This window comes from Oceanobacillus sp. E9, from assembly GCF_001741975.1.
In the GTDB taxonomy this organism is placed as follows: Bacteria; Bacillota; Bacilli; order Bacillales; family Amphibacillaceae; genus Oceanobacillus; species Oceanobacillus kimchii.
Map to the genome: position 1 here is coordinate 161,916 of NZ_LSNA01000007.1, position 21,430 is coordinate 183,345.

The 21,430-nt window shown below is 33.8% G+C and carries 25 protein-coding genes; 20 read left to right on the forward strand and 5 right to left on the reverse strand.

Going from position 1 to position 21,430, the window contains the following annotated elements; all coding sequences use genetic code 11:
• The first annotated feature begins 76 nt into the window (after window positions 1-76).
• Window positions 77-490 (forward strand): NUDIX hydrolase, encoded by a 414-nt coding sequence (locus AQ616_RS10420; protein WP_017796126.1) that lies wholly within the window; start codon window positions 77-79, stop codon window positions 488-490.
• 7 nt (window positions 491-497) lie between these two features.
• On the opposite strand, the gene AQ616_RS10425 is transcribed toward AQ616_RS10420, so the two are convergent.
• The gene (locus AQ616_RS10425) at window positions 498-836 is read right to left on the reverse strand and encodes a hypothetical protein (RefSeq protein ID WP_017796127.1); all 339 of its coding nucleotides are present in this window, start codon (window positions 834-836) and stop codon (window positions 498-500) included.
• Between the two features lie 375 nt (window positions 837-1,211).
• Here AQ616_RS10425 and AQ616_RS10430 point away from each other — a divergent pair, with 375 nt between their 5' ends.
• A complete protein-coding gene (locus tag AQ616_RS10430; protein WP_017796128.1) occupies window positions 1,212-1,505 on the forward strand; it encodes a hypothetical protein in 294 nt (97 codons plus the stop codon).
• 40 nt (window positions 1,506-1,545) lie between these two features.
• The gene (locus tag AQ616_RS10435) at window positions 1,546-1,941 is read left to right on the forward strand and encodes a DUF3221 domain-containing protein (protein WP_069685750.1); all 396 of its coding nucleotides are present in this window, start codon (window positions 1,546-1,548) and stop codon (window positions 1,939-1,941) included.
• A 25-nt stretch (window positions 1,942-1,966) separates the two neighbouring features.
• Here the strand turns inward: AQ616_RS10435 and AQ616_RS10440 are convergent, their stop codons facing one another.
• Window positions 1,967-2,776, reverse strand: coding sequence for an alpha/beta fold hydrolase (locus tag AQ616_RS10440; RefSeq protein ID WP_069685751.1), 810 nt, complete (start codon window positions 2,774-2,776; stop codon window positions 1,967-1,969).
• A gap of 182 nt (window positions 2,777-2,958) precedes the next feature.
• On the opposite strand from AQ616_RS10440, the gene AQ616_RS10445 reads away from it, so the two are divergent.
• Window positions 2,959-3,705 carry a sulfite exporter TauE/SafE family protein gene (locus AQ616_RS10445; protein ID WP_069685752.1) on the forward strand — a complete coding sequence of 249 codons (747 nt, stop codon included), beginning with the start codon at window positions 2,959-2,961 and terminating at the stop codon, window positions 3,703-3,705.
• 91 nt (window positions 3,706-3,796) lie between these two features.
• On the opposite strand, the gene AQ616_RS10450 is transcribed toward AQ616_RS10445, so the two are convergent.
• Window positions 3,797-4,558: an SDR family oxidoreductase gene (locus tag AQ616_RS10450; protein ID WP_069685753.1), complete on the reverse strand. Its 762-nt coding sequence runs from the start codon at window positions 4,556-4,558 to the stop codon at window positions 3,797-3,799.
• 136 nt (window positions 4,559-4,694) lie between these two features.
• On the opposite strand from AQ616_RS10450, the gene AQ616_RS10455 reads away from it, so the two are divergent.
• The 9 genes from AQ616_RS10455 (at window position 4,695) to AQ616_RS10495 (ending at window position 12,633) form a co-directional block, all read left to right on the forward strand.
• Entirely contained in the window at window positions 4,695-5,264 is a 570-nt protein-coding gene (locus AQ616_RS10455) for a TetR/AcrR family transcriptional regulator (protein ID WP_230199337.1), read from the forward strand.
• Window positions 5,265-5,425: 161 nt separating this feature from the next.
• On the forward strand, window positions 5,426-6,400 hold the full coding sequence (locus AQ616_RS10460; RefSeq protein ID WP_069685754.1) for a bile acid:sodium symporter family protein: 975 nt from the start codon (window positions 5,426-5,428) through the stop codon (window positions 6,398-6,400).
• A gap of 215 nt (window positions 6,401-6,615) precedes the next feature.
• The gene (locus AQ616_RS10465) at window positions 6,616-7,191 is read left to right on the forward strand and encodes a TetR/AcrR family transcriptional regulator (RefSeq protein WP_017796135.1); all 576 of its coding nucleotides are present in this window, start codon (window positions 6,616-6,618) and stop codon (window positions 7,189-7,191) included.
• A 185-nt stretch (window positions 7,192-7,376) separates the two neighbouring features.
• Window positions 7,377-8,255 (forward strand): beta-keto acid cleavage family enzyme, encoded by an 879-nt coding sequence (locus AQ616_RS10470; RefSeq protein ID WP_017796136.1) that lies wholly within the window; start codon window positions 7,377-7,379, stop codon window positions 8,253-8,255.
• Between the two features lie 14 nt (window positions 8,256-8,269).
• The gene (locus AQ616_RS10475; RefSeq protein ID WP_069685755.1) at window positions 8,270-9,193 is read left to right on the forward strand and encodes a 3-hydroxyacyl-CoA dehydrogenase NAD-binding domain-containing protein; all 924 of its coding nucleotides are present in this window, start codon (window positions 8,270-8,272) and stop codon (window positions 9,191-9,193) included.
• A gap of 17 nt (window positions 9,194-9,210) precedes the next feature.
• Window positions 9,211-9,681: a thioesterase family protein gene (locus AQ616_RS10480; RefSeq protein WP_069685756.1), complete on the forward strand. Its 471-nt coding sequence runs from the start codon at window positions 9,211-9,213 to the stop codon at window positions 9,679-9,681.
• A 33-nt stretch (window positions 9,682-9,714) separates the two neighbouring features.
• On the forward strand, window positions 9,715-10,911 hold the full coding sequence (locus AQ616_RS10485) for a quaternary amine ABC transporter ATP-binding protein (protein ID WP_017796139.1): 1,197 nt from the start codon (window positions 9,715-9,717) through the stop codon (window positions 10,909-10,911).
• Complete coding sequence (locus AQ616_RS10490) at window positions 10,911-11,741, forward strand: ABC transporter permease (protein WP_017796140.1); 831 nt, start codon at window positions 10,911-10,913, stop codon at window positions 11,739-11,741. Before AQ616_RS10485 ends, AQ616_RS10490 begins: the two co-directional genes overlap by 1 nt.
• Window positions 11,742-11,766: 25 nt before the next feature.
• Window positions 11,767-12,633, forward strand: coding sequence for a glycine betaine ABC transporter substrate-binding protein (locus tag AQ616_RS10495; RefSeq protein WP_017796141.1), 867 nt, complete (start codon window positions 11,767-11,769; stop codon window positions 12,631-12,633).
• Between the two features lie 343 nt (window positions 12,634-12,976).
• Here AQ616_RS10495 and AQ616_RS10500 read toward each other — a convergent pair whose 3' ends face one another.
• Together AQ616_RS10500 and AQ616_RS10505 are read right to left on the reverse strand one after the other, a co-directional pair.
• Window positions 12,977-13,312, reverse strand: coding sequence for a hypothetical protein (locus tag AQ616_RS10500; RefSeq protein WP_069685757.1), 336 nt, complete (start codon window positions 13,310-13,312; stop codon window positions 12,977-12,979).
• Window positions 13,313-13,507: 195 nt separating this feature from the next.
• Complete coding sequence (locus AQ616_RS10505; RefSeq protein ID WP_017796143.1) at window positions 13,508-13,831, reverse strand: hypothetical protein; 324 nt, start codon at window positions 13,829-13,831, stop codon at window positions 13,508-13,510.
• A gap of 373 nt (window positions 13,832-14,204) precedes the next feature.
• Between AQ616_RS10505 and AQ616_RS10510 the strand changes: the two genes are divergently transcribed.
• From AQ616_RS10510 to AQ616_RS10540, 7 genes are all read left to right on the forward strand, one after another.
• Window positions 14,205-15,023: a glutamine ABC transporter substrate-binding protein gene (locus AQ616_RS10510; RefSeq protein ID WP_069685758.1), complete on the forward strand. Its 819-nt coding sequence runs from the start codon at window positions 14,205-14,207 to the stop codon at window positions 15,021-15,023.
• Window positions 15,024-15,123: 100 nt separating this feature from the next.
• On the forward strand, window positions 15,124-15,798 hold the full coding sequence (locus AQ616_RS10515; protein WP_069685759.1) for an amino acid ABC transporter permease: 675 nt from the start codon (window positions 15,124-15,126) through the stop codon (window positions 15,796-15,798).
• Window positions 15,798-16,520, forward strand: coding sequence for an amino acid ABC transporter ATP-binding protein (locus AQ616_RS10520; RefSeq protein WP_017796146.1), 723 nt, complete (start codon window positions 15,798-15,800; stop codon window positions 16,518-16,520). The genes AQ616_RS10515 and AQ616_RS10520 overlap by 1 nt, the downstream gene beginning before the upstream one ends.
• Window positions 16,521-16,968: 448 nt before the next feature.
• A complete protein-coding gene (locus AQ616_RS10525; RefSeq protein ID WP_069685760.1) occupies window positions 16,969-17,436 on the forward strand; it encodes a pyrimidine dimer DNA glycosylase/endonuclease V in 468 nt (155 codons plus the stop codon).
• Between the two features lie 173 nt (window positions 17,437-17,609).
• On the forward strand, window positions 17,610-18,257 hold the full coding sequence (locus AQ616_RS10530; protein ID WP_084822465.1) for a YczE/YyaS/YitT family protein: 648 nt from the start codon (window positions 17,610-17,612) through the stop codon (window positions 18,255-18,257).
• 186 nt (window positions 18,258-18,443) lie between these two features.
• Window positions 18,444-20,201 (forward strand): sigma-54-dependent Fis family transcriptional regulator, encoded by a 1,758-nt coding sequence (locus AQ616_RS10535; protein WP_069685761.1) that lies wholly within the window; start codon window positions 18,444-18,446, stop codon window positions 20,199-20,201.
• Between the two features lie 204 nt (window positions 20,202-20,405).
• Entirely contained in the window at window positions 20,406-21,401 is a 996-nt protein-coding gene (locus AQ616_RS10540) for a 2-keto-3-deoxygluconate permease (protein WP_017796150.1), read from the forward strand.
• Window positions 21,402-21,430: the final 29 nt, after the last annotated feature.

Consider the following 21,430-nt stretch of genomic DNA (forward strand, 5'->3'; position numbering starts at 1 on the left):
CATTAGAGCAGGATATCTATTAATAATCTAGAAGTATTTAAGTTATTAGTACTTTTGTATAGGAGGAAGGGTTTAAATGGAATATTCAGCCCCAAAACATTTTATATCAGCAGCAACGATTGTCATTAATGAGAATGATGAAATCTTATTAATTAAAGGTCCAATTAGAGGTTGGGAGATGCCTGGTGGTCAAGTTGAAGAAGGGGAATCATTGAAAGCAGCCGCTGTTCGAGAAACGAAAGAAGAATCTGGCGTAGATGTTGAAATAATAAAGTTCTGTGGTGTATTTCAAAATGTTCAACATTCGATTACCAACACTTTATTTCTAGCCAAACCAATAGGAGGGAATCCATCCACTACACTAGAGAGTTTAGAAACAGGCTACTTCTCTATTAAAGAAGCATTAGATATGGTTACTTTACCTAATTTTAAAGAAAGAATTAAATATTGCTTAGATGAAAGAACACATCCTTTTTGCATAGAGTTTTGAATATAAATTATTTTGAAGTCAACCTCTTTTCTTGTGAAGTGTATACAGATATTTCATCAGTGACTTTATTTTTTACAATGATATGGTTGGAGCTTTCTACTGTAGAATAAATTTCAGATCCTTTGGCTTCAGTATTGGAACGTAAATGTCTAACGGGTACAACATCAGGGGGTGTCTGCTCCTTGATTTCACCAATTTTTACAGATTGGGTGTAGTTCTCTGCATCATCAAAATAATAATTAGTATCATGAATTCTGATAATTCCTTGATAGGAGTTACTTTCTGTTGATGTATTGCATGCTCCGAGCAATAATAAAATGAAAAGAAACATTGATCGCTTTTTCATCATCATAACCCCGTTTTTTGTTTAATTATAATTATAGGGAGAACTAAAAATGAATCAAACATTGGTTAAAAAGAAGAATGGAGCAGTAGCTGCGTTTCACTTGTAATAGGTATCATCTGTTTTTTAATCGTATTTGTGAAACCTACTAGAATTGCAAACATAGGCAGTTTAACAGGAGATTATATTACTTTGGCATTAACTGCAGCAGGTATTTATCCTTTCTATGTTTGGTAGATTGAAAAAGTCAGAGAAGAATGTAATTCCAACTATTGCGTTGATACTTTCTGGATCCTTTATTATTTATTGGATGATTTTTATTTTCTTGATTACTGGAATCATTGATTTTGCACCATAAAATGAAAGGTATGAGAATAGTTGAAAATAGCATTGATCGTTATTAATTTAATCATTTGCGGTTTTCTTGTTATTGCTATAACGTTATTTTTTGCTAGCGGAACAATTGCTGAGAATTATACAGATCAAACATTTGTGGCACCTGAATATTTCTTCATTTTGCTTATTTGGTTCCTTAGCGTTGTATTGTTAGGGGTTTATATTTATAAACGTAAGATAGAACATATTTCATATCCAGAAATTATTTTTATTCATCTTATTCCATGGATTTCTTTGTTTGTTGGTTTTTTTATTATCCATTTTGCATCCTTTTAAAAAGAAAACGCAATTATGATATGAGAGGAGTTAGTACTTGATGAATAAACTTGTATCTTATCGAAGGATAATAGTTTGCTTGTTATTCATCGTGTTAATATCCTATGTATTTATTATAAATCTTGATTCAAAACACCAAGTTGAACAGGTAGATGATGCGTATAGTTTTACAGCTCAGGGTTACGTCGTCTCGAAAAGATTAACAAACAAAATATGGATTGCAGATGAACCTACTTCTTTTATCAATAGAGTTACAGGGCATCTTTTTTCCAAACATAATGGGCTTATAATTGTTTCGGAGCATCAAGATGTCAAAGGTAACAACTTGTTTCACAATGTAAAAGTAAATCAAAAAGTGCGTATCTATAGCGATAAGTTAATGGAATCCTTACCTGCGAGAACGAATGCCTATTATGTTGAAGTAATTGAAGAGTAATTTTTACTATTATTACGAAATGTATTCATTCTAAGAAATTCTTCACCAGCGCATTAAATTTCTCGGGATATTCCCAAAACATCATATGTCCACCAAATACTTCTATTTTTGCTGTTGGAGCTAATTGTTTCATATAAGGCTCTGCAACATCGGACCAATGTTCTGCAAGCACAAATAAAGTAGGAATTTCTAAACTAAGCTGTCGTGCTTCTGTACGATAATCAGAAAATAATCCAGAGGCAAACAAGCTAGCAGCTACATATGGAGGAGTTAGTAATGATTGATCAATAATCCAATCTAATTCACTCTCGGTTAGTTTACGCTGAATCATTACATTTTCACTGTAACTTTTAATAAATTCCTTTTGGCCTTTTTCATCTCGTAAACTGGCATGATAAACATGAGCCATATCATCCAATCTTCCTTCGATCCAATCATTTTCATTTACGGATAATGATTTAGGCGGCATATCTATGAGTATGGTAGATTTAATATTATCACTTCCAAACTGTTTGACGTATTCCCATACAGTTAGACAACCAAAAGACCACCCGACTAAATGGATATTCGTTAAACCTAAGCTTTGTAAAACCTTGTGTAAATCCATTCCATGAGTAAGGTAATCATTGCCATGAGCAGTCTTAGTAGATTTTCCATGACTTCTTGGATCGATAACTATCACACGATAATTATTCGAAAAAAAACTAACTTGATGATGAAACACTTCGGATGTAAAAGTGAACCCAGGGATAAAAACAAGCACATTCTCTTTACCACCACTATCACTGACATAGAGTTTTACATTTTCTTCTACCTCTACAAAAAAATCTTCCATCTTTATCTCCTCCAACATTTTTCTATTAGTATATTTCAATAAAAACTGAAAAAGACCTTCTGAAAATTAGTTGAATTAGAGATAGTGAACAATTCTATTTAAAGAAATGAACTTTTCAAATAAGGTTAGTAATGTAAACTATAGTATATATAATTCGATACAGCGAGAAAAGAGGCATATTTATGTTTGATTTTTCATTATTAGATTGGTTTATCGTTCTTATCTGTGCATTATTTGTTGGATTTTCAAAGTCTGGATTACCAAATTTAGTTATTTTAGTTGTAACTTTAATTATGTTTGTATTTCCTGCACGGGAATCAGTAGGTATATTACTTCCTATGTTATTAATTGGAGATTTATTTGCGGTTACATATTATCGTAGAAATGTAGTTTGGAAGTATCTAACGAATTTGATACCTTGGGTGTTAATTGGAATCTTGACAGGCTTCTTTGTACTGCAGTATGTCAATGATGAACAGTTAAAACCAATCATCGGTATTATTGTTTTAATCATGATAGCATTAAATGTGGTTAGAGAGAGGCTGGGTAGTAAATTTAATGAGATGCTACCGACTTCATTGACATTTATAATTTTAATGGGAGTGCTTGGTGGCTTTACTACAATGGTTGGTAATGCAGCTGGTGCTATTATGACGATATACTTGCTTGTGAAAGGGCTTCCAAAGAAAGAATTTGTGGGGACAGGTGCTTGGTTTTTCCTTTCAGTTAATGTGATTAAATTTCCTTTTTATATGTACTTAGGATTAATTACTACCGAATCATTAATATTTAATTTAACAATGGCACCGATTATCGTACTTGGAGCTATAATCGGAGTGAAAGTGTTAGCGCTTATACCGCAAAATGTATTTACTATACTTATATTAGTCTTAGCAACGATAGGTGGAATCAATTTACTTATTAATTAGTGCAGATAAAAACAACCGAACTTGCATCCAGTTAATTTAACATTAAACGGAGAAAAGTTCGGTTTTGTTTTTGTTTTAAGTTGGTACTATATTAAAATGCAGCTGTCCAACCGCCATCTGCTGTTACAACTGTTCCGTTAACGAAGCTTGCATCATCAGATGCTAAGAAAAGTGCCACTTGTGCAATCTCTTCTGGTTGTCCAACACGTGGCATAACACCTTGAACTGCTTTTGTACGTCCCATACCGAATTCATTGAATCCTTTTAACGAGGAAGTAATATTAGTAGCAACCCCCCCTGGAGCGATGGCATTACAACGAATGCCGCTGTTTGCATACATATATCCTGTATTTTTGGTTAATCCAATTACAGCATGCTTAGAAGCGCCATATGCAGCACCAGCATGCGCACCATTTAATCCCCCAGTAGAAGCGGTATTTACAATAACACCGCTTTCTTTCTCAAGGAAAATTGGTATAGCCTTACGCATTGCGCGCATAACTCCTTTTGTATTTATATCAAAAATGAGGTCCCAACGGTCATCCTCAATATCACCAACTGCTTCAAAACCATCCATAATTCCGGCATTATTTACTAAAATATCTAATGTACCGTAAGTTTCAACAGCAGTATCAATCATCTTATCAATATCTTCTTTTTGAGCAATATTAACTTTGATTGCAGTTGCAACTCCGTTATTGTTTGTAATTTCTTCAGCAACACTTTGAGCGCCTTCTTCATTTAAGTCAGCGACAATTACTTTTGCACCTTCACTAGCATAAAGAGTAGCAATGGCTTTACCCATACCAGACGCTGCACCTGTAACGATAGCTACTTTGTTTTGTAGTTTCATTTCAATCTCCCCCTAAAATTTATTGTACATCTGTTCAATAAAAATTATACTGTAAAATAGAGGTGCTTTCTATTATAATAGAGTATCGTTTTTGGTTAATCGACAGTTCGTCATAAACATGTTCAATAAAAAGGTTGTGAAGAAATTGAAAAAAGATCTTCGTATCATAAAGACAGAAAAAAACATCCGGACGGCATTATTTTCTTTATTAAAATCAAAGTCATTAGAAGATATTACTGTATCTGAACTGTGTCGTAAGGCTAATGTAAATAGAGGAACATTCTATTTGCATTACGGAAATATTCAAGAAGTATTTAAACAAACTTTTGAAGAAATAGTAGAAGATTTAAAAATTTCTTATGATGAACCATATAAACAGACGAACGACAATATTAATCAACTAGATGCAAATATGATAAGAATATTTGATCATGTGAAAAGACATCAAAATTTTTATGAAATAGTATTTAATGAACGTATTCCAATGACGTATTATTATTCCGTTTTTGACCGGATTCGTTTGTTGATGTCTTATTCCATCGAAAAACCGCTGAAAACAATTACTAATATAAATAAGGATTATTTATTAAGCTATCAAACCAACGCAATTCTTGGTTTGTTAATTCAATGGCACCGAAAAAATTATGAAACACCAGTTGATGAATTGAATCAACAACTATTAAAAATTATAAATTTTCCAAGCTAGTTGAGCAGGTTGACAAGTTGAATGTATAAAGAGGGAGAGAATGTTAGATATTTCAATAGTCATTTAATTCTTTTCCTCTTTAAATTGTTAAAATAGTATAGACTTTATTATCAGATTATTGTTATTATAATGAGAATACAAATAGATTGGAGGATGTTGTTTTGAAATCTTTAGAGAAAGTGAGTTCTTTCGCAGGTAACACCTTTGCAATATGGGTGCTATTATTTGGGGTAATCAGTTTCATCTTTCCGAGTGGTTTTTCTTGGATTGCTCCACATATTTCGCTCCTTCTTGGAATCATTATGTTTGGAATGGGGTTGACACTTACTCCAAAAGATTTCAAGGGAGTAATAAAGGCTCCGAAGAGTGTATTGATTGCTGTGATTTTGCAATATACAATTATGCCATTTACAGCATATGGGTTAGCTGTACTTTTTCAACTTCCTCCAGCAATTGCGGTGGGAGTCATTCTAGTAGGATGTTGCCCTGGTGGTACTGCATCGAATGTTATGACATATTTAGCTAAAGGGAACACCGCGTTATCCGTATCCGTGACAACAATATCTACGTTAATTGCACCAATTATGACGCCTGCATTAACGTTGTTATTAGCTAGTGAATGGATGGCAGTTTCATTTACGAGTATGTTTATATCCATCATACAGGTAGTATTACTGCCGATTGTATTGGGTGTCGGGGTACGTATGTTATTCCGTAATCAAGTGGAAAAAAGCGTATCTGTTCTACCACTTGTATCTGTAATTGGAATTGTTGCTGTAGCAAGTGCGGTTGTTGCAATAAATACCGAAGCAATAGCAACATCTGGTCTATTCATTTTTGGAGTTGTTGTCCTACATAATTTGATTGGTTTATGTCTAGGTTTTCTTATTGCTAAACTGTTTAAACTCAATTTTTCCGAACAAAAAGCAATATCGATCGAAGTAGGTATGCAAAATTCTGGTCTCGCGTCAACGCTAGCATTAACAGCATTTGCGGCAACACCAGTAGCGGCGGTACCGAGCGCGATTTTTAGTGTGTGGCATAATATTTCAGGACCTTTATTAGCAACATATTGGTCAAAACGAGGCAGTAAAGATATTTCCGTTGGCAATGAAAAAGTGCAAAACCTGGGATGAATAAGTTACGATTGAAAAATATATTGCTAAGGTTTTATGAAACTAATTTTTTATTATATCCTTAATTTTCTATCTCAACACAATGATATTTACAAAAAAATACTGTGTAATAATTTATTCAGTATTAGAAAATCCTAGATAATAATATATTGAAAATAAACCGTCTGGGTAGTATAGTGAAATTAATAATATTTATTGTGCTGAGGATGATGAAATTGTCAAAACAATCACGTAAAATTACAATCCTGAATGCAGCATCAGGAATCGTAAGTGACAAAGGGATTTTTAATTTAACATTAGAGGCTGTAGCGAAAGAAGCGGGCATTAGTAAAGGCGGGTTGTTATATCACTTTCCTTCTAAAGAAGCTCTTGTAAAAGGAATGGTGGAACACTTAGCACAAAATTATCAACATAAAATAAGTGATAATGTTGAAAGAGATCCATTGGAAAGAGGAAAATGGACGAGATCTTTCTTAAATGTAACTTTTAATCAAGGATATCCAAATAAAGATATGCATGCAGGTCTATTAGCAGCAAAAGCGGTTAATCCTAAATTGATGGCTCCACTTCATGATGCTTATGAAAAATGGCAAAATAATATTGAAAATGATGGGTTAGATCCAATCGATGCAACGATCATACGATTAGCAGCAGACGGTATTTGGTTAGCTGAACTTTTGGAGCATTATAATATAGATGATGAAAAGAAGAAAGAAGTATATAAAAGGCTCCATGAGTGGATTCAAGACTTATATATAAAAGCTGAAAAGAAAGAAAAAGATAGTAATTAAACTACCTATATTTTTAGGTAGTTTTTTTAATGAAGTATTTTATATAAATGACAAACTATGTAAAAAAATGAAAAAGGCTGTTGATATAAAACCGTCTGGATGGTATAGTATCACTTGTGATAAATAAACCGTCTGAACGGTATAGTATAAAAGATAAATTATTATAAATTTATAGGAGGTATAAGATGACTAGCAAAGTGATGTTAACCGCTGCTGTTACAGGAGCAGGAGATACTATTCAAAAAAATCATAATGTTCCGGTTACACCCAAGGATATTGCTGAATCTGCGATTGCTTCTGCTAAAGCAGGTGCTACTGTGGCGCATGTTCATGCAAGAGACCCAAAAACAGGTGGAATCAGTCATGATATAGAACATTATCGTGAAATCGTAGATCGAATTCGTGATTCTGAAACAGATGTAGTAATTAATATTACTTCTGGCGGTGGAGGAGATTTCATTCCAAGTTTAGATACACCAGCAGCAGGAGGAAATGGGACAGATATCCAGATTCCATCAGAACGACACGAACCTATTGGAGAATTATTGCCAGAGTTGTGTACGTTGGATTGTGGGTCTACAAACTTTGGTGACATGATTTACATGAGCCCAACTGAATGGCTGCGTGAACAGGCGGTACTTGTGCAAAAGAGTGGAGTAAAACCAGAACTTGAATGTTTCGATACTGGACATGTTCATTTTGCAAATCAATTAATTAAAGAAGGATTAATTGATAATGATCCGATGTTCCAATTTTGTCTCGGAATTCCATGGGGAGCAGATGCTGAATTAGATACGTTGTTGTATATGAAAGGACGTATTCCTGAAAATGCACATTGGTCTGCATTTAGTATTGGACGAAATCAATTACCAATGGTAACTCAGGCTGCCCAACTTGGAGGAAACGTAAGAGTTGGCTTAGAAGATAACATTTATTTAAAAAAAGGTGTATTAGCAACAAATGAAGCTTTAGTAGATCAAGCGGTAAATCAATTACATGCAAATAATATAGAGATAATGACCCCTCAAGAAGCAAGAGAGGCTTATAACTTGAGAGGTAAATAAAGGGGAGATCCAAAATGAAAAAAGTAGCTGTTATTGGTACAGGAGTGATTGGTAATGGATGGATTACTCGTTTTCTTGCAAACGGGTGCGAAGTTGTAGCTTATGATCCTGCCCATGATGCAAAAGAGAGAACAATGCAAACAATCGAAAATGCTTGGGAATCAGTAGAACAACTAGGGCTAAAAGAAGGTGCATCTAGAGATTCTCTTACATTTGTAGATAGTATAGAAGAAGCTGTCAAAGATGCACATTTAATTCAAGAAAGTGTACCAGAGCGTTATGAATTAAAACACGGTGTACTCAAAGAAATTGATCGTTTTGCACATTCGAATACTATTATTGGATCCAGTACTTCTGGCATTAAGCCAACGGATTTACAAATAGACTTAAATCATCCGGAACGTTTAATAGTAGCTCATCCTTTCAATCCAGTCTACCTACTTCCACTCGTAGAAATTGTTGGCGGTGAAGCTACGACAAAAGAAATTAAGGATAAAGCATTGGCTTATTATGAATCTTTACAAATGAAACCAATGGTCATTGAAAAAGAAATTGAAGGGTTTGTAGCAGATCGTTTAATGGAGGCCCTTTGGCGTGAGGCATTGCACCTGGTGAATGATGGTATTGCGACAACAGAAGAAGTAGATAAAGCAGTTACTTATGGAGCTGGTTTACGTTGGGCGCAAATGGGACCATTTATGACGTTCCATTTAGCTGGTGGAAATGAAGGCATGAGACATATGTTAGAACAATTCGGGCCAGCATTAAAGTTACCTTGGACCAAACTAGAAGCACCAGAATTAACAGATGAATTAAAAGAACGTGTGATTCAAGGTTGTGAAACACATGCTAATGATCGCTCTGTAAAAGAGTTAGAGAGAAGAAGAAATGAATTTTTAGTAAAACTTATTGATCTTGTCGAAGATTATTGGCCATAAGAGGTGAAATGAATAAGATGAATACAACTTTTAGTTTCAAATCAGAAGTAATACAAGAATGGGTAGATTATAACGGTCATATGAATGATGCCGCATATGCTTCTGTTTTCAGTTATGCCGTGGATTCTTTGATGGAGTTTTTTGGCTTGACTAAAGAAGTCATCGAGAATGAAAAATATACGCTCTTTACATTGGAAACGCATCTTTGCTATTTAAATGAAGCTCATTTAGGTGAAGAACTTAACGTGAATTTGCAATTGTTGGATGTAGATTCCAAACGATTACATGTATTTTTTACGATGAAAAATACAAACGAAGTTGTTATTGCAACAAGTGAGCAAATGCTAATGGGCATGGATCAGGAAATAGGGAAACCAGCACCATTTCTACCTCATGTAAATGACAATATTAATCATGTTTGGAAGAATCATCAATTGAAAGAGAAACCAAAACAAGCTGGAAGAGTAATAGGAATAAAGAAAAAATAATTATTTATTGTAAAAATTTGAAGGAGAGTATACATGAATAAGATTGAAGTAAATCAATTAACGAAGATTTTTGGCTCTCATTCAAAAAAAGGATTACAACTACTTGAAGAGGGCTACACAAAAGATGAAATTCTAAAGAAATCCGGTAATACAGTCGGTGTAAATAATGTATCTTTTGATGTGAAAAGTGGTGAATTCTTCGTGATAATGGGACTTTCCGGTAGTGGTAAATCTACCTTAATTCGGTTAATTAATCGATTAATTGAACCGACTAATGGCTCCGTTAATATTGATGGAGATGACATCACGAAGATGAACAAAGAACAGCTAATCGAGACAAGAAGAAATAAGCTTGGAATGGTATTTCAAAACTTTGGCTTATTTCCCCATCGAACAGTTATCAATAATGTATCTTATGGTCTTGAAATTCAAGGTGTGTCTAAAGAAGATAGAAAGAAGAAAGCGTACAAATCAATTGAAGATGTCGGTTTAAAAGGCTATGAAAATAGCTATCCGAACGAACTGAGTGGTGGGATGCAGCAACGAGTTGGCCTCGCAAGAGCATTAGCTAATGATACTGATATATTACTAATGGATGAGGCTTTTAGCGCACTAGATCCCCTTATTAGAAAAGAAATGCAAGACGAGTTATTAAAACTTCAAAATACATTAAATAAAACTATTCTTTTTATTACACATGATTTAGACGAAGCATTGAAATTAGGTGACCGAATTGCAATTATGAAAGATGGCGAAATTGTCCAAGTCGGCACTTCTGAAGAAATTCTTGAGAATCCTGCAAATGAATACGTGAGTAATTTTGTGAAAGATGTTGATCGTTCAAAAGTCTTGGATGCAGGAACGGTTATGCGAAAACCAGAAGTATTGACTACGTATAAAGACGGTCCACGAATGGCTGTCAGAAAAATGGAAGAAGTAGGTGCCTCCAGTATTTTCGTTGTCGATCGTCAAGATCATTATAAAGGCTTATTAACCATTGACGATGCAATTCGTTCCTATAAAGAAGACATTTCGATGGAAAATGTTTTACAAACAGAAATTTTTCAAACAACTCCAAGTACTCCTTTAAATGATTTAATTGGAATAGCTGCGGATACAAAATACCCAATTGCCGTTGTTGAAGAAGACAAATTAGTAGGAATTGTTTCACGAGTATCCATTCTATCAGGTTTAGTTCTAGGGAAGGAAAACTCGGAGGTGAATGAATAATGGATTATTTCTTTTTACCATTAGAACAATGGATGAATGAATTCGTTAATGGATGGTTTCTTCCAACGTTTAGTGGTATATTCAACGTCATTAGTGAAGTATTTAACATATTTATTAGTGGAGTTACAGATTTATTATTAATGATACCAGCAGAACTATTTACTATCATTCTAGCATTAATAGCTTGGAAGGTATCTGGTATCGGGTTATCCGTTTTTACCATAATAGGATTCTTATTTATTGGTTCTGTGGATATGTGGGAAGGAGCTATGCAGACACTTGCGATCATTATTGTAGCTACTCTTGTTTCCCTCGTTATAGGTATACCTGTAGGAATATTAAGTGCCATGAATGATGGAGTACAACGAATCGTTCGGCCAATACTAGATTTCATGCAAACTTTACCTAGTTTTGTTTACTTAATTCCTGCAGTTCTATTATTTGGGTTAGGTGGAGTCCCGGCAGTGATGGCAACATTTATTTTTGCCGCACCCCCAGCCGTTCGTATGACTAATTTAGGTATCCGAAGTGTACCAAAAGAGATTATTGAAGCTTCCCGAGCATTTGGCTCCACAAATAAGCAACTTTTATATAAAGTTCAAATTCCATTAGCAATACCAAGTATTATGGCAGGAGTAAATCAAACAATTATGCTTTCCCTGTCAATGGCTGTAGTTGCTTCTATGATTGGGGCACCAGGGTTAGGTGCATCTGTATTAACAGCTATTTCTCAAGTGAATATTGGATTAGGTCTGGTAGCCGGTCTTGGAATCGTTGTCTTAGCAATTGTTCTCGATCGAATTACACAAGGAATTGGTAAAGGAAAATAGTCAAAGAAAGGATTGTTATAACATCATGAAGAAGTTTACTATTGTTTTATCACTATTAACATTAATATTTCTAGCAGCTTGTGGGTCTGGGGATGAAGAATCAACAAATACGAGTGAAAGTAAAGGGACAATTAATTTAGCTGTCACTCCATGGACAAGTACAGTTCCACCGACAAAAATTGCACGTATTATTATTGAAGACATGGGTTATGAAGTTAAAGAAACACAGGCAGATGTGAGCTCGACCTTTGTAGGTCTTTCAAGAGGTGATTTAGATGCTTATATGGATTCATGGATGCCTGCACATGAAAATCAAATGGAAAAATATTCAGATTCTATTGAAAAAGTAACTACAAGTTATGATAATGCAAATACTGGTTTAACAATCCCTGCTAGTTTACAGGGAATAAATAAAGTAAGTGACCTAAAAGGAAAAGAAGATCAATTTGGTAATAAGATTTATGGTATCGAAGAGGGCGCAGGAGCAACAGAAATGATGCGCGACTTAATTGAAGAAGCAGATTTAGACGTAGAGTTAGTTCCATCTTCAGAAGGTGGAATGCTAGCTCAAGCACAACGAAAAATATCGAGTGATGAGCCAGTAATATTCTATGGCTGGAGACCACACTCTATGTTCAATAAGTTTGATATCAAAGTACTAGAAGATGACTATGAGGTATTTACACCATCAACTGTAAATGTACTTGCTAATAATGGTTTGAAAGATAAAGCACCAGATGTCTATGCATTTTTAAAGAATTGGAGTATTTCTATTGACGATGTGGAAGAGATGATTACAAAAATTGAAGACGGTGCAGATGAGCGTGAAGTTGCACAAGAATGGATTGATAATAATCAAGATAAAGTAAATAAAATGCTAGAAAATAAATAAAAGATAAATAATCAGACGCTGGGACAATAGGGTTTAATCAAAAGAAAAACCTAAATCAATTTCATAATAAGATATTTTATGTGAAATCCGAATGTTGGCTGTTTTGATTTTCATTACAGACGGACGCTTTCCGCAGGCACGGGTTTTTAGCTAACTTGAAAAGAAAAGCCCTTTTCAAGTGGATCGTGCTGTTCCTGCAGGAGCGCCGTCTTCAATTACAATCAAAGTCAAGTTATAGCAATAACAACCCGAACGTTAAATTTAATTATTAATAAAATGCTTTTTTTTAAATTGAACTTAGCAATTATTAAATTAATTCACCTATAATTATGTCCTAGCATCTTTATTTATTTTCTAATAATTGAATATCCTTTTTTGAAAGTGGTTCTTGATTAATTTGGATATATCCTGATTTTATATGAGCCAAATTAATTTTACCATCTATGAAGAGGTTGTCTGGCAATATGGAAGGGATAGGGTAGTTTACATGTTTTCCAGCTATATCGTAAAACAAATATCCTTCATTGTCATCATGTATAACAGAATTTATTTTCATATTTGGCACAAGAAGCAACGTCATTTTTTCTCGCTCATTCCAGAGCATTTTGATAATTAACTTCTTGTTTATTTTTTGTTCTACAAAAGATTTCCATTGCTGCAAGGTTATTTCTTTATTCATATTGTTCCTCCTGATTTATTCGGCATATAACGAGCAATAATACCTCCACTTCAAGACTCTGATGCTAAACCTTTAGTGGATAAGTGGGAGATAAACTGCTTATAAATGTTCGATTCTTTCTGTCAAGGGCCTTTAGCTCATGCCCTTGTGGTATTAACCTGCAGTAAGGAAGCGAAAACCCTACTGCATGGAGTATCATTTTATGCTATAGTAACTATCATTTAAATAGCTTATTATCTCTATTTTGTTCAAACCCAATTCAGATAATCCTTTATGGAGAATGTTTCGATAAGGAATGGAAGCGGTATGTCTCTCCATTTCTGTTATTCCATTACTATTTGTAAATGTAAAGATAGGAGTGAGATCTTCTTCTCCTAAATAGATAATACGATCATACCAGCCTAAGTCTAAATCAGCAAAACCTTGTTTCCTCACTTTATTTAAATCGATATAAATATCTTTCAACTGATTTTCTTGTGCAACCACTTCTAAAAATTGTTCTTCTGTGATTCGATACATACGGCCGGTGGTTGATTGAGTTTACATAAATTTGACCCGTAACTTGAGTACCATATTTCCATCAACTCAACTTCAAATACACAAGAAATATTACTGTTATTGTAACTAAACGATGTCTATTTTTCTATTGAGCATGTGAAGAAACAGTAATAATTGGTAAATATTAGCATATTTTTGATGAAGAATTCCGAAAAATCGAGCATATACGATTATTTCGTACCTTATATAAGCATTTAGGTTATTTTTTAAATGATAGAAATATATTTAATATATTTTTCTGAAATATAAGGTAAAAGAGAAATTTCGTAATATGAAAATATTTGATACCATTAAATATGTCAGTTTTGTAGAATCTATTTAGGGGGCAGAAATAATGAAAAAGAATAAGTGGAGTTTGCTGATTATGGTGTCGGCGTTTTTAATAATTCTTGTGGCTTGCGGATCTAGCGAAGAGGATTCAGCATCAGGTGAAGGAGAAGATAATGCTAACGATGAGGCTTCATATGATTTAGAAGATTCTTATACAGTAGTTAGTGATAATTCTTTTGTTCCTTTTGAGTTTGTAGAAGATGGGGAATTAACAGGATTTGATATCGAACTAATTAAAGCTATTGCAGATGAAGCAGGTTTTGAAATTGAAGGTGGAGAAATACAAACAACGAATTTTGATGGAATTATCCCTGGACTTCAAACACAACAATTTGATATTGCTATTGCTGGAATAAGTATTACTGAGGAGCGTAAACAAGTTATTGATTACAGTGAACCTTACTATGAATCTGGTCTGAAAATTGGGGTATCAGCAGATAATGAAGATATTAATAGTATAGAAGATTTAGAAGGTAAAACGGTTGCTACTCGTATGGGTTCTACAAGTGCAGATTTTCTTGAAGAAAATCTTGAAGATGCGACCATTAATCAATTCGAACAACTGGATCAGGTTTACTTAGCGGTCGAAAATGGAAGCGCCGATGCAGTGATGTACGATGCACCAAATGTAGACTATTACATTTCTACAACTGGAGATGGTTTAAAATCAGTTGGGGACTTATATCAAGCTGAAAATTATGGTATTGCCATTGCAAAAGGAAATGAAGACTTAGTTGCTGCCATTAACGATGCGCTAGCAACATTAAAAGAAAATGGTACGTATGATGAAATTTATAATAAGTGGTTTGGTTCAGCAGAATAATTTTAGTCAACATTAAGTTGAGGTATGCTATATAAAATTTAAAAGCTTATAAGGCTTATCACAAGAAGATAAGCCTTATTTTATTTAATGAGGTGAAAGAATGGATGCTATTGGAAGATTGTTAGAATTTGATTGGTTTCGTGTCTTTGAATTTATGCCTGAGCTAGGGAAAGGATTGTATTACACACTTTTAATTTCTATTATTGGTTTACTCATTGGTTTTGTTCTTGGAGCAATATTTGGACTTGGGCGAATCTCTAAAAATAAATTTATATTTGTATTGGCGTCTATCTATGTAGAGGTAGTAAGAGGTACTCCTGTACTTGTACAAGCAATATGGATATTCTTTGCATTACCAATTATTATTCAATATAATTTTGATCCCATTGTAGCTGGGATTATTGTTATCGCAATTAATTCAGGTGCGTATATAGCGGAAGTTGTTCGTGGATCAGTAGAATCAATAGATAAAGGTCAAATCGAAGCGGGGCGTTCACTGGGGCTTACTAAGAATCAAACTATGAGGTATATTATTTGGCCACAGGCTTTTAAACGTATGATTCCTCCACTAGGAAATCAATTTATCATCAGTATCAAAGATACATCACTTTTGTCTGTAATCCTAGTGCCAGAGTTAATGTTCCAAGGTAGATTAATAGTTTCCAACCAATTTATTGCGGTAGAAATATATACTGCTGTAGCATTATTCTATCTTGCAATTACATTAACACTATCGTTGATCTTAAGATTAATTGAAAGAAGGTTGAATTACTAATGATAACTGTAAATGATCTACACAAACGATTTGGAAAAAATGAAGTGTTAAAAGGCATAAATTGTGAAGTTAAAGAGACAGAAGTTGTATGTGTCATAGGCCCTAGTGGATCAGGAAAAAGTACTTTTTTACGTTGCTTAAACCTCCTAGAAGATGTTTCGAGCGGTAAAGTGGTTATCGATGGTCATGATTTAACCGATAAAAAAACAGATATTAATACTGTGCGTACAGAAGTTGGAATGGTATTTCAGCAATTTAATTTATTCCCACATAAAACAGTAATACAAAATGTAATGTTAGCCCCACAAAAAGTAAGAAAAATTACAAGTGATGAAGCAAAAAAACGTGGGGAAACATTGTTGGCAAAAGTTGGTCTCTCAGATAAAGCAAATCAATATCCAGCCCAATTATCTGGTGGCCAACAACAACGTGTTGCAATTGCAAGAGCATTAGCAATGGAACCAAAGCTTATGTTATTTGATGAGCCTACTTCAGCCCTTGATCCAGAATTAGTGGGGGAAGTATTAGAAGTGATGAAGCAATTGGCAAAAGAGGGTATGACGATGGTAGTGGTAACTCACGAAATGGGCTTTGCCAAGGAAGTAGCGGATCGAGTATTGTTTATGGACGAAGGGATTATCATGGAGGAAAATATCCCAGATAAGATATTTACCAACCCTAGTTCCGAAAGAACAAAAGAATTTCTAAATAAAGTGTTATAGATAATCGTAAATCTCCACCCTTTTGTAGGTGGGGATATTTTTTTGTTTTATTAAATTTTCCTGCATGTAAAGTGAATAATATTCACTTTGAAACAATGAGGTTAGCCAAAGCATGCCGATAAAAGTTTGATCTAAAATCCAAAGGGGATGAAAATTCAATAAAGTAGTGAATAGACCAGTTCTAAAACCCAAAAAAGCTTAAAAAATTGGAAAAAGTGGTGAATAAATCAGACCGATTTTAAAAAGACTTGAGAAACATTAAGTCAATATAAATGTATAAAGAAAAGAGTCATTTTAATATCTTTCGGTTACAATGTAAACAATCCCAAAAACTCAGAAAGAAGAAACTTAAAATAACCCAATTCAGGAAAAGTAATGAACATTATACATCAGGACTGTAGCATCGGAAGAACAAGCAATTGAAATATGATTAAAAGGGGTTCGAGTAATGCAGTTGTTTAGAGTAAGTGCTAATCATCAAATATCTGCTCAATTTCTTGATAATAGGAGGTTGTCTAAACAAGTATTGGAGATATATCAGATTATTCGAGTTTGTTTAGCTGAATTGCAAATTATTGAAGGTAATACAAAATATCTTCAACATCCTATTGTAAAACATGTATTTAATAACGGTTCGCCTTACTTATCTGATACATGGGGGTATTTACAAGCATGTAATGATGAACATATATTACGTGGAGGTATACGTAATATAGAATTCCGTTCTCAATTATTCAAATTAGGTCAAACTATTGAGGAATATAAAAATTTATACTCGGTTGAACCATTACCTCCATATTTTGTTTATGGAGATAGAAAGGTTTATGGACAAAGGGCGTATGAATTATATCAAACTCTTTTATATGATAAATGGAGTAATGATAAGATAGCTCCTCGATGTGGAATACATAGGTAGGAGGGGCCGAATATAGAAAAATGGATAAACAGATTAAAGTTATGCGAGTGCAGAACAAATTACTATTTCTAAAGAATAAATAAAATGCTCTTTCCCCAATGATTTAAAAAGCGTATACTATCTATATTCGTTTTTTTTGAAAAATTTTGATGTTTGAAAGAAGGTAGTTAGCGTTGAACTATGCATTTAGATGGCTGTTTTTTATTGTTGGTATCATGGTGTTTAGTTTGGGGATTGCATTAACAATTAATATGCAACATCTTGGAATTCACCCTTGGGATGTGCTCAACGTAGCTTTTTTTGATAAATTCGGACTGACAATTGGGTCATGGAATATTATAATTTCCAGTATATTAATTATTATTTCTTTTTGTTTGGATCGAACATACATAAAAGTTGGTACGTTCTTTAACGCTGTCCTGGTAGGAGCTTTTGTAGATTTTTATCATTGGTCTGGTATTCTACCAACCGCAACTCACACTTGGATTGATATTGTATTTATATTGCTTGGAATTGTTATTATGGGCTTTGGTGGTGGAATGTACAATGCTGCAGGAGTTGGATCAGGTCCTAGAGATGGTTTTATGTTATCTTTGTCAGATAAATTAGGTGCTCCAATCGGCAGAGTAAGAATTATTACAGAATGTACTGTTTTAGTAATTGGCTTACTAATTGGAGGGCCAGTATTTATTTTTACATTTATTTTTACGTTTATACAGAGCCCGATATTTCAGTGGACCTATTTAAAGTTAGGAGCACTCGTAGTGAAAATGGATTATAAAAGAAGTAATCGTTTAAAGAGAAACAAACATATATCTTAAGAATTATTACAAAGTAATTGACACATAACAAAACAGTTTACTAAAAAGTCGAACAATAATTGGTTAACGGAATAGAATTTATGTCTCAACCTCTTTAGAATTAATTATTGCTTAACCATTTGCAAGAGTGAATAAAAATATGGCATAATAGTATTGTTGAAAAATGCAACATAAGTAGGTGTGAGAATGATTAAGACAATGTTAATCGCCCCATATTCTGGTATGGCGGAATCTGTAAAACAAATTAAACTACCTGATGATTTCCATGTTGATATTGAAGTCGCTAACTTAGAAGACGCGCTTCAATTGGCTAATAGTGTTGAAGATCAAGGGTATGATTTGATTATTAGCCGTGGTGGTACCGCAGCTATGATTCAAGAAAAAGTTTCAATACCGGTTATTCACATAGATATTAGCGGGTATGATATGCTACGTGTGTTTACTTTGATTCAAGATACTCACCATCGTGTTGCGCTTGTAGGTTTTGAGAATATATGTCGAGGTGCGAAGACCTTGAGTAGTATCTTAGAATATGAGATTGAAATGTTTACGATAAGCCACCGAAATCAAGTTCGTTCCCAATTAGAAGAACTAAAAAGACTTGGTTATAACATCGTTATTGGAGATGTTGTCACCGTAGAAGAAGCTCAAAAATTAGGGATTCGAGGTATTTTAATCACTTCTGGTAAAGAAGCTATTCTTGATGCTTTTGATGAAGGAAGAAGACAATATCAATTATTAAAACGAGCGCATGCTAGAGTATCTCGCTATCATCGGATTCTTCAATCAATTCCACCCAATATTTTCTTGGTAAATAAAGATTGTGAAATAGAATTCTCCAACCTCTCTAGTGAATACGGTGAAATAACAAATGAAATTATTGAATACAAGCAGATAAATCAGTTAGTGTTAAAAGTTTTAAAAGAAAAGAAGCCTTATTGGGAATCAATTGAAACTCAGAAATATAACATTGATATGCAAATCTTTCCTATTAAACAAGATGATTCATTAATCGGAATTTATGTACAAGCGCTCAAGAGGATTGAAAATATAAGTTCCGTTGTGATGATTAGTAGAGTAATTCATATTCCTATTATAGGGGATAGTCCTTATTCGGAAACGGTAAGAGAGACGGTTAATCAATTCGCCAAAGCGAATGAGAGTATTCTTATAAGTGGAGAACAAGCAACTGGTAAAATGACTATCGCAAAAGCTATACATTTTACCAAATTTGGACAAGATAATCCGATGCTTGTTGTAGATTGCAGCTCAATCAACCAAGAAGGCATACAAAATTTGGTTGAAAAAGTACAAATGATACAACAAGGTACCATTATCTTTAGAAAAATAGATCATCTCCCTCTTCAGGAACAAGAACAATTATGTAATCTTGTTCAAAACACACCAAATAGTTTTCAAATCATTTCATTATCAGAGCAGAATTTAGAATCTATGCTTCAGGATCAGCTTTTTAATTCGGACTTATACCATTTAATTTCTGCACTATCATTCTATACTAAGCCATTAAGAGAACGAAAAGAAGATATAGCTGCATTTATCTCTTATTTCTTATCGGAATTTCATACGCACAGTGGAAATGAGACGCTAGGTATAAGAAAAACGTCAATCGATATGTTAAAAGAGTTTGAATGGAACGGAAATCTAGGAGAATTGAAGAGTAGGGTAAAAGAATTAAGTATAAAAGCAACAGGGTATTATATCAATGAAGATCATATTCATGAGCTATCAGTAAGAAAAGATAAACAAAAAAAGAATGAGTTTATGAATCGAGATAATCTTATTTCAATAAAAGGTACTTTAGAAGAAATAGAACAACAAATTATTCGTAAAGTCTATGAAGAAGAAAATAGAAATCAAACCAAAACAGCAAAACGATTAGGGATTAATCGTACGACACTTTGGAGAAAACTAAATAATACTTAATAATAAAGAGAGGCTACATAGTGGGCTCTCTTTTTGTTGCATTATAAAACAATTTTTCTATATGGAAATGATATTTTAATATTATTTTAAAAAATATGTTGCAAAATAATTCTATTAGTTGTAATATATTTATTGAAAACGCTTTAGATATCAAAAAGATTTGTTTAAAAAATAAACAATCTGTATAATTGAGGGGGAATTGATATGAAAATTAAAGCTACGATTGAACGAATTCCAGGAGGTATGATGGTAGTACCGTTGTTACTTGCTGCAACAATTAATACATTAGCTCCAGATTTACTTCGTATTGGAAATTTCACACAAGCCTTGTTTGTAGATGGAGCAAGTACGTTAATAGCACTATTTCTTTTATTTACCGGTGCACAAATTAATTTACGTAATGTAGGTGTTAGTTTAGGAAAAGGGGCAACACTGCTTGTGACCAAATGGTTTGCAGGTGCAGTCATTGGATTAATTGCATTTATGATGATGGGTGATAATGGGTTATTTCTTGGATTAGCACCTATTGCAATTATTGCGGCCATGACAAATAGTAATGGTGGATTGTATGTGGCACTTGTTGGACAATATGGGGATAAAACAGACCGTGCTGCGTATTCACTTTTAGCATTAAATGATGGTCCTTTTCTAACAATGATTGCATTATCCATTTTTGGAGCAATGGGCTTTGTAGAAGGAATGTTTTCATTTACTTCCTTTATATCAGTATTATTACCTATTGTAGTTGGTATGGTACTTGGTAATTTAGATGAAGATTTAAGAAATTTCTTTAGTACAGGAAGTTCAGTATTAATTCCTTTCTTTGCATTTGCATTAGGTATGGGAATTGATTTCTCAAGTATTATTGAAGGTGGACTAGGTGGAATCATATTAGGATTACTAACCGTATTCTTTACTGGTACAGTTGGATACTTTGTATTTAAAGCAATGAAATGGAATCCAATTGTTGGTGCTGCTGAAGGTTCAACTGCTGGTAATGCAGTAGCGACTCCAGCTGCTATAGCTGCGGCAAGTCCGGCATTTGCAGCAAATGTGGAATTAGCAACGGTTCAAGTGGCGGCAGCAGTAGTAACAACAGCAATTTTACTACCAATTTATATCGGTTTTCTTGTTAAACGTTTAGAGAAAAAAGGTGTAAACGTTCCAGATGACTACGTAGTTCAAGATAATAAGAATTAAAATGGTTAAAATAAAGTGGGTGGTACAAC

Excerpts from the sequence above, each read along its gene's own strand:
- AQ616_RS10420 (WP_017796126.1), top strand. The coding sequence starts at position 77 with ATGGAATATTCAGCCCCAAAACATTTTATATCAGCAGCAACGATTGTC.
- AQ616_RS10425 (WP_017796127.1), bottom strand. The coding sequence starts at position 836 with ATGAAAAAGCGATCAATGTTTCTTTTCATTTTATTATTGCTCGGAGCA.
- AQ616_RS10435 (WP_069685750.1), top strand. The coding sequence starts at position 1,546 with ATGAATAAACTTGTATCTTATCGAAGGATAATAGTTTGCTTGTTATTC.
- AQ616_RS10440 (WP_069685751.1), bottom strand. The coding sequence starts at position 2,776 with ATGGAAGATTTTTTTGTAGAGGTAGAAGAAAATGTAAAACTCTATGTC.
- AQ616_RS10445 (WP_069685752.1), top strand. The coding sequence starts at position 2,959 with ATGTTTGATTTTTCATTATTAGATTGGTTTATCGTTCTTATCTGTGCA.
- AQ616_RS10450 (WP_069685753.1), bottom strand. The coding sequence starts at position 4,558 with ATGAAACTACAAAACAAAGTAGCTATCGTTACAGGTGCAGCGTCTGGT.
- AQ616_RS10470 (WP_017796136.1), top strand. The coding sequence starts at position 7,377 with ATGACTAGCAAAGTGATGTTAACCGCTGCTGTTACAGGAGCAGGAGAT.
- AQ616_RS10475 (WP_069685755.1), top strand. The coding sequence starts at position 8,270 with ATGAAAAAAGTAGCTGTTATTGGTACAGGAGTGATTGGTAATGGATGG.
- AQ616_RS10480 (WP_069685756.1), top strand. The coding sequence starts at position 9,211 with ATGAATACAACTTTTAGTTTCAAATCAGAAGTAATACAAGAATGGGTA.
- AQ616_RS10485 (WP_017796139.1), top strand. The coding sequence starts at position 9,715 with ATGAATAAGATTGAAGTAAATCAATTAACGAAGATTTTTGGCTCTCAT.
- AQ616_RS10490 (WP_017796140.1), top strand. The coding sequence starts at position 10,911 with ATGGATTATTTCTTTTTACCATTAGAACAATGGATGAATGAATTCGTT.
- AQ616_RS10495 (WP_017796141.1), top strand. The coding sequence starts at position 11,767 with ATGAAGAAGTTTACTATTGTTTTATCACTATTAACATTAATATTTCTA.
- AQ616_RS10500 (WP_069685757.1), bottom strand. The coding sequence starts at position 13,312 with ATGAATAAAGAAATAACCTTGCAGCAATGGAAATCTTTTGTAGAACAA.
- AQ616_RS10505 (WP_017796143.1), bottom strand. The coding sequence starts at position 13,831 with ATGTATCGAATCACAGAAGAACAATTTTTAGAAGTGGTTGCACAAGAA.
- AQ616_RS10510 (WP_069685758.1), top strand. The coding sequence starts at position 14,205 with ATGAAAAAGAATAAGTGGAGTTTGCTGATTATGGTGTCGGCGTTTTTA.
- AQ616_RS10515 (WP_069685759.1), top strand. The coding sequence starts at position 15,124 with ATGGATGCTATTGGAAGATTGTTAGAATTTGATTGGTTTCGTGTCTTT.
- AQ616_RS10520 (WP_017796146.1), top strand. The coding sequence starts at position 15,798 with ATGATAACTGTAAATGATCTACACAAACGATTTGGAAAAAATGAAGTG.
- AQ616_RS10525 (WP_069685760.1), top strand. The coding sequence starts at position 16,969 with ATGCAGTTGTTTAGAGTAAGTGCTAATCATCAAATATCTGCTCAATTT.
- AQ616_RS10535 (WP_069685761.1), top strand. The coding sequence starts at position 18,444 with ATGATTAAGACAATGTTAATCGCCCCATATTCTGGTATGGCGGAATCT.
- AQ616_RS10540 (WP_017796150.1), top strand. The coding sequence starts at position 20,406 with ATGAAAATTAAAGCTACGATTGAACGAATTCCAGGAGGTATGATGGTA.